This window comes from Actinoplanes auranticolor (assembly GCF_018332655.1).
GTDB classification, from domain to species: Bacteria; Actinomycetota; Actinomycetes; order Mycobacteriales; family Micromonosporaceae; genus Actinoplanes; species Actinoplanes auranticolor.
The window spans coordinates 1-6599 of the sequence record NZ_BOQL01000111.1; the positions used below are offsets into that span (position 1 = coordinate 1).

The 6599-nt window shown below is 65.6% G+C and carries 7 protein-coding genes and 1 pseudogene; 4 read left to right on the forward strand and 4 right to left on the reverse strand.

What is annotated here, in order from left to right; translation table 11 throughout:
• The first annotated feature begins 374 nt into the window (after positions 1-374).
• Together Aau02nite_RS45760 and Aau02nite_RS45765 are read left to right on the forward strand one after the other, a co-directional pair.
• Positions 375-911 carry an ADP-ribosyltransferase family protein gene (locus Aau02nite_RS45760; protein ID WP_212994982.1) on the forward strand — a complete coding sequence of 179 codons (537 nt, stop codon included), beginning with the start codon at positions 375-377 and terminating at the stop codon, positions 909-911.
• Positions 912-1267: 356 nt separating this feature from the next.
• Positions 1268-1462 carry a hypothetical protein gene (locus Aau02nite_RS45765; RefSeq protein WP_212994983.1) on the forward strand — a complete coding sequence of 65 codons (195 nt, stop codon included), beginning with the start codon at positions 1268-1270 and terminating at the stop codon, positions 1460-1462.
• A gap of 330 nt (positions 1463-1792) precedes the next feature.
• Here the strand turns inward: Aau02nite_RS45765 and Aau02nite_RS45770 are convergent, their stop codons facing one another.
• The 4 genes from Aau02nite_RS45770 to Aau02nite_RS45785 form a co-directional block, all read right to left on the reverse strand.
• Positions 1793-2005 (reverse strand): hypothetical protein, encoded by a 213-nt coding sequence (locus tag Aau02nite_RS45770; protein ID WP_212994984.1) that lies wholly within the window; start codon positions 2003-2005, stop codon positions 1793-1795.
• Positions 2006-2050: 45 nt separating this feature from the next.
• Positions 2051-2437: a hypothetical protein gene (locus Aau02nite_RS45775; protein ID WP_212994985.1), complete on the reverse strand. Its 387-nt coding sequence runs from the start codon at positions 2435-2437 to the stop codon at positions 2051-2053.
• A 687-nt stretch (positions 2438-3124) separates the two neighbouring features.
• Complete coding sequence (locus Aau02nite_RS45780) at positions 3125-3427, reverse strand: hypothetical protein (RefSeq protein WP_212994986.1); 303 nt, start codon at positions 3425-3427, stop codon at positions 3125-3127.
• A 238-nt stretch (positions 3428-3665) separates the two neighbouring features.
• The gene (locus Aau02nite_RS45785) at positions 3666-4529 is read right to left on the reverse strand and encodes a hypothetical protein (RefSeq protein WP_212994987.1); all 864 of its coding nucleotides are present in this window, start codon (positions 4527-4529) and stop codon (positions 3666-3668) included.
• A 498-nt stretch (positions 4530-5027) separates the two neighbouring features.
• Between Aau02nite_RS45785 and Aau02nite_RS45790 the strand changes: the two are divergent.
• Together Aau02nite_RS45790 and Aau02nite_RS45795 are read left to right on the forward strand one after the other, a co-directional pair.
• Positions 5028-5217, forward strand: a pseudogene (locus Aau02nite_RS45790) (helix-turn-helix domain-containing protein).
• Positions 5218-5373: 156 nt separating this feature from the next.
• The gene (locus Aau02nite_RS45795; protein ID WP_212994988.1) at positions 5374-6357 is read left to right on the forward strand and encodes a hypothetical protein; all 984 of its coding nucleotides are present in this window, start codon (positions 5374-5376) and stop codon (positions 6355-6357) included.
• The last annotated feature ends 242 nt before the right edge of the window (positions 6358-6599 follow it).

Consider the following 6599-nt stretch of genomic DNA (forward strand, 5'->3'; position numbering starts at 1 on the left):
GGAACCTATGGATTAAAAGTCTGCAGCGCCTCCATAGATCCACCTGCATTTGATCTCCGTGTCAAGTTCGCGCAGAGTCCGTCCCTGTCCGACCACATACTGGCCCCTCCGGGATATTGCATGCCACCGCGGAACCGCACGGGGACGCCGAATCCAGTCCCGTCCGGACACGTGCGGCCGGCGTGCGGAACATCCGAGCGACCGCGGAGCAACCGAGCGACCGCAGCCGGCGTTCTGTAGGACTGGGGATGGAGGCAGAGTCGGGTGATCCACTCTTCCCGCACGGTAGGGTCGAGTGCGACCTTCACCCGACGGGTGGCCTTAGCGCCACAGGCACAGGACTTGAGCGGTATTTACGCTGAGCAGTCAATCGGATGAGGGGAACCACGCTGAGTAACTTTAGTTGGTCTCGCGACCTAACCGATACCGACCGGGGTGCCCTCGTCGCCTGGAATGAGGGCCGCAACGCCCTCCAGATCAACCAGGCCCAGCGCGAGGGAGATGAGCTGTTCGCCAAATTTCTAGTCAAGGACCTCGACTCTGTCATCTCGGCCGGTTCGTTTAATGAGCCAACCATTGTCTACCGGGGCCTTGCCGTCCCCGACGGCTGTCTGCCTGGCTTGATGGTCAATACAATGCACACTAACCGGGGCTATATGTCGGTGAGCCTGCGCCGGACGCACGCCCAGGAGTTCGCGGCCAGACGAGCCGGAAGGCCCTACGCCGACGGTATCTTCACTTCGATCAGTAAAACCGGGGAGGTCCCGGTAGTCGTGGAGTTCACCCTGCCAGCTGGCACTCTCGCCGCGGAGTTGAAGGGCAATGGGTTGGACGAGTATCTGCTGGCACGCAACTCCTCCTTCAGGATCACCGGCGTGCATGACGGGTTGGTCCGCGCCGTTCCGGTGTAGCCGCCGGAGCGGCCGGCTAGCACCACGGACGGCCTCGACGCCGGGCGGCGCAGCGTGTCGCTGCCGTCCGGGCTGGCCCGGACATGGTCCAACGGGACGATGCCGTCCTCAGCGACGAGAACGTCGCGAAGCACTGCACGAAAGCGACGAGGGCAGTAGATCAGAGAGATGCGAACAGCACTCTACGTAGCTGATCAAACGCACAGGGTTCCAGAGCTTGCTAGCTACAAAAGTTTTCGGATGGTTACTGATCAGTAAGCTTGCTTGCTTGGCCAAAAAAGGCCAGCCTCCGGGGCAGGGGGAGGCAGCCGGATCTGATCTCTAATGGAGAGGTCTGTGATGGAAAGGCTCCCCCTGTGAACGCTTCGACTCGCCTGCTCTGGCTCGCGGTGATTCTCATCTTCAGCCTCATGGTCGCCGCAGCGGCTGCTCTGCTGTCCCGCGCCGGCGGCGACGGCCCGGCGGCAGCCATGTTCAAGGGCGGGGCTTCCTTCGGCGCGACAGTGCTCGTTCTTTTCGCGATCTTCTACTTCGCGACGGCCGGCTCCTGAGGCCAAGTCCTCCCTGGACGACTTGCGCGGCCGGGCGGTCGGTCGCCCTCCACAGCGGAGGGCGGCTGCGCCGCCGCCGGGCACGCTGTCGAACGCGTCGCTGTCGGCCAAGGTGGGGATCCGGTCGCAGATCTGCAGGTCGCCGTCGTCGATGCCTTTCGTGATCCGCCGGGCTACCGCAGTGGTGTCGCCGGCGGCCCGGCCGCCGAGTGTGTCCTGCGCCCCCAGCGGCCGGTATCCGCGCCCGCGGGCGCCAGCAGCACGCATAGCCATCAGAACCAAGCGCCCAGCGATCCTGCGTAGCGTCACCGGCCTGCTCCGTGCGCCGGGTCATGACCGGCGGCAGGCGTCGGCGGACAGCAAGAACCAGGACCGGCCCGTCCAGACCTTCGACCGATCGTGGCGGATGCGGGACAGGTCGGCGGTCAGGCGGGAGGGCTCGTCCCCGCCGGCCGGTTGCGCGGTGATCGGCCGCTGTTTGTCCGCCCGGGTCGGCAGCCGGTCGTGCGGCAGCCCCGTCCCCGGCGTATGGATCAGCAGCATGAGATCCTGCTATCGGCCGAGGCCGGAAGCTCCCCGACGATGTGGTCACACCGATAGGGGTCGACCGCTTCCCAGCACCAGTTCGAGCCCATCACCACATACCGGTCGGCGGCATCGGGGCCGGTCCACTGGATCGCCTGCGGGTCGTCGTACATGATGCGTTGGTCGGCCACCATGATGCCGCGCTGGTGCTTGCTGCTCGGCGACGATGGCATCGGCGACCGGCCGGGTGCAGGAGAACACCTCCCACCCGTTCCACCGGTCGATCAGGGTGCCGACGAATCCCATCCGCAGACAGTCGGGGCCGTCGTCCGGATAGGTCCGCATCCAATCGCCGGAGAACACGCCGGCCCCGCCGACGTGCACCCGATCGGGGCGCAGCTCGGCCAGGTCGCGGCCGCCGGCTTGCGAGATGAGGGTGCGTCGGGCCACTCGGCGGCACGTTCGCGTACCGCGGTCTTGGATGCGTCGCGGTACGTCCGCCCCGCTTGCCGCACCGGGTCCGCTGTTCCGGCCGCCAGGCGATACCGTCGACCGCGGGCAATAGCGACAGCTGTCGGCCGGTCGGCGGCTGCCCGACGCTGCTGCCGCCGTACTGCGGCGCCAGGTTGTCGTCGAGTTCCTCGTCGTCTTCCAGCGTCTGCAGGATCTGTCGTGCGGTCCCGCGGATCTGCTCCGGGTTGCGGCTGGTCTGGTCACGGCTCCAGGTGTCGGCGGCCTGGTGACCGTCGGCGCCTCGAGCCGTGACGGTGGCCAGCAGGTGCTGCCACATGTCCTCGCTGATCGGCGCCGAGCTGGTGAGAGCGTCAAGGTCGTCTCCGCCGGCCGATCGGACTGCGGTGACGGTGCCGTCGTCCCAGCCGACGGTGACTGTCCGGGTGGCGGGCTCGTGGGCCAGCACGGTGCCCTGCTGGCCGACGTGCGGCATGTTGTCCAAGTCGTGGGTGCAGGTCAGCGCGACGCGCTGGCCCGGTCGGTAGTCGGCCACCACGGTTCCTTTCAAGTGCAGCCACGGCCGTGCCCGGCCGGGCATGAAGGGGAGTGGGGTCGTCGGCGGCATTCGCCGACGCCCCCCGGCGGCAAGGGGCACTCGCGCGGCGGGGCAGGCCGGCACGGGCTTCACTCGGGCGGGGCTGGTCCCGCTGCGGGGGTCTGCGCGCGGGAGAGCTCGCTGATGCGCTCGCGGACCGCGGCGTGGAAGCTTTCGCGGGACGCGGTGACCGTCCGGGCGCGCTGGTCGTCGGTGAGCTCTCCCCACCCGAGAGCCGGCGCGGTGCCGGCGGGCAGGTGGTGGGCATTGTCAGCGAGGGCGTCGCGGTAGCGGACCTCAGCTGTATCGCGCCCGCCCCAGCGTGGCGGCGGGGTGAACCTCGGCAGCAGCGCGAGCACGCGGGGGTCGCTGGCGTCGATCCCGGCGACCATGCGCGCACAAACCGCTTGTGCGCCGTCGGCCGGCAAACCGGCAAGAGTCTGCCGGGCCCAGTCGTCGGTGACATCTCGGCCTGCCTCGGCGCCCCGGATGCGAAGCTGCCGCAACACGACGGTCCAGCCCGGCGTGGGGTGTGCTTGTGCCAAGCTGCGGCAGTACCAGTGGGCATGCGGCTAGCTGTGGTCGACGGGAATCCGTAATCCATCCTCGATCAGTGGTGCCCTACCCGGATCAGACAATCGTCTCTTCACCCAGCGGAGCCCTGCCTGCACTTGAATGCAGGAAGCTGACCAACAGATTGCCCCGATGGGCTATCGGATAGCGGGTTTTGCGGTCAGCCTTGGTGTAGATCGCGTTGTCCGGGTAGGAAAGCCAGGTGTCGATGCGGGCGGCCTCAACGGGAGCACTTGCCCCCTCACACAGCATGATCACGAACGGTTGGAAAATGATCGCCCAGAACGGCTTCGTTCTCGGTCCCCGTTGACTCGAAATGTTGACGGTCACCGACAACACGGCGTCGGTGAAGTAAGCCAACGTCCCTGTGCTCGCGAGTGCCACATGGATGCTATGACCGGAAAGCGAAGTGGGACCTGTGGATTCGTACGCGGCAATCAGTTCGGGATGCTCGTCTCGAAGTCGACGGGTCCGTTGCACGGCGAGGATCATGCCGATGATCTGCCGCACGATTCGTCCGGGGTGCAGGCTGACTCCACCACGAGGGTTGATGCCCCTGCCGTGTTCCATCGGTAGCCAGAAAGCCTCGGTCTGCGACTTCGCAAGGAGCCAGAGATCGTTGCGGTCCCAGCCGAACGCCCTCTGCACGCTCGCGGCCCACTGGCCAAGATGCGCCACAACGTCTTTCCGCCATGTTGCGTAGGCCTGTGGCAGGCCCCGCTTACTGGCGCCACCGTTGCAGTCGCTGCATAGCGACGGGATGGTGTGCCCTTGTTCGTAGCTCCGTAAGACCTTCAGCTCACCGTTCACCTCGTTGTAGATCGTGATCGGTGCAGCATTGTCGGCAGACTTCGGCGGTAGGTGCTCCTCAGTCATTCGGGTCTCTACGCCGCAGTGACGGCACCAGTCCACAAGGGCCACGGGTCGATGCTATGCAGCGTTACCGCGCCTGCCCAGCTAGTAAGGCTGGATACTGTCAGGCAGATCGGCCGGCCGATCTGCCTGACAGGCCCAACAGCGAGCTCGAAGGTTGGCGCACGGAAGAGTCAGGGCCGCCAGGGTGCTTGGCCGGGCGCGCATAGGCGATCGGGATCGAATAGAAGGGCGATCCATCACGGCGCCGCCATGTCGACGACCAGTTAGATGTTGGGTTTGCTCGTCGCCAGGCGTCGGAGCGTCGTGATCCGTGCGTCTCAGGGGCGACAGCCTTGGCCACCAGTTCCTATGGACCAGGTGGCGTAGTTCTTGGACCTCCCTGACGGCTCTCTCTAGCGACGGGCCAGGGAACCTCCCGTAGTTCCTTTTCGTAGTTGTTGATCAGAGCAGCGTAGAAGGCCCGGTGCGTGGAGTCGAGAAGAGCCGGGAGAGCGTGGCCGGTTGCTCACCGGGGTATGCGGCAACAGGGTCGGCTCGGAACCCTTGGTTGCTCGACCAAGAAGCGCAAGACAGTCCTTCGCGAAAGAATTTGTGAAGCTACACGGCGGGGGAGTCGATCCGAGCGCTGGCGAAATCGACGGGCCGCAGCTGCGGGTCCGTTCACCAGGTTCTGACCGAGTCCGGTGTGGAACTGGGACAAAGGGGCGGAGCCAGGAGGCGAAAGAAGGCCTGAGTATGTGGCAAGAGATGCCACAGTCGAACCAGGAACGTTGCCGTCACTCGAGTCTCCTGCAAACAACCGAGGTGGGGTAGCCTGCCACCGATGGGCGGGCCGCGGGAACCGAGTCGGCCTACACATGGCGACAGGTCGCGAGCGGGGGTGAGTGTGATGGTGGCGCTGCCACCGCCGGCGTTTGAGGCGCGATACCGCACTTACGCTTTCCCTACGGGAGTAATCAACGGCGGCGGAAAGCTATCGTTCAACACCGACGATCTAGCCCATGCTCTGGTCGCCACGGGGCGAGCGCCCGGCGACCGCTCCCGCTACGGTGCAGCGTCAGCCTACGAGTGGCTCCACCGGGTTTCTTTGATCCCCGCTTACATCCGGCGTAACTACCACGGTCGGCTGACTCGTTCGCGTCTGGCCCTTGAGCTCGACCGGTCGGAGTTGGTCGGCGTGTCTTACGCACTTGGACAGGCCATGACCGCGGTGTTCTGCCGCATGGAGCTTGCTGTCAGCCACCTCCTGCACGTCGACCGGTACTTCCAGCAGTACGGTGTGCAGTTCAACGGTCGCAAGCGAGCTGATCTTTTCGGCTTGTCGCCAAACGGCTGGGTGGTGGCCGAGGCGAAAGGGCGCTCCCGGACGATGGAGTCCGAGCTGCGCGGAAAGCTCGAACTCCAAAAGCGGTCGGTACTTACCGTCTGCGGCGCCGTGCCCTGGCTGGCGCTAGGCTGCGTGGCGTCGTTCCCGATCCGGGACGGCGGGATGGAACTCGACGCCTTCGACCCAGAGAAGGCCGAGCCGGACGCGCTCGTCATTCCGGGCGGGGCCGATGATGCGATGCTCGCCTACTACCTGCCTTTCGTCACGATCATCGACCTAGGCGCTTCCGCTACGGATGTTGGCCAGCAGCAGCTGGTAGTCGGCGACTTTGGTCCGCTCGGGGTTCGCGTTGGGCTACTCCGGTCGATCTACCAGCGAGTGCAGCGCGGAGCGCAGGAACGGGACATGGCCGGATTCAGCGAAGATATCCAGGTGGTTCTCCGCGAAGCGCCGCTGGCCGAGCTTGGCCTCTTTCCTGACGGCACAAGGGTAGATACCAACTGGCCCGACGCCGTATCGGTTCAGGACTGGTCCGAGGACTTCTGACCCTCCGTGGTCACCAAAGATGCGGTCCGTTCAGTCTGTACCTCCGCGTCGAAGGACTACCGCGCCTGTCATGAATACGGCGGGCCGCAGGGCGGCTGCCCTATTCGTGCAGCCATGCCGGTCTAGTGTTGCTTCGTGGGCTTCTCGGATGGCGATGCAATCGCATGGACTCGTCGGGTGTTCCCCTACGGCACGGACCTGCCTGTCACGGAGAGCGGCTTCTTAGCTTCGCGTTTAACGTC

Bases quoted from the DNA above. Each gene is read 5' to 3' on its own strand.
- Aau02nite_RS45760 (WP_212994982.1), top strand. From the start codon at position 375: ATGAGGGGAACCACGCTGAGTAACTTTAGTTGGTCTCGCGACCTAACC.
- Aau02nite_RS45770 (WP_212994984.1), bottom strand. From the start codon at position 2,005: ATGCTGCTGATCCATACGCCGGGGACGGGGCTGCCGCACGACCGGCTG.
- Aau02nite_RS45780 (WP_212994986.1), bottom strand. From the start codon at position 3,427: ATGGTCGCCGGGATCGACGCCAGCGACCCCCGCGTGCTCGCGCTGCTG.
- Aau02nite_RS45795 (WP_212994988.1), top strand. From the start codon at position 5,374: ATGGTGGCGCTGCCACCGCCGGCGTTTGAGGCGCGATACCGCACTTAC.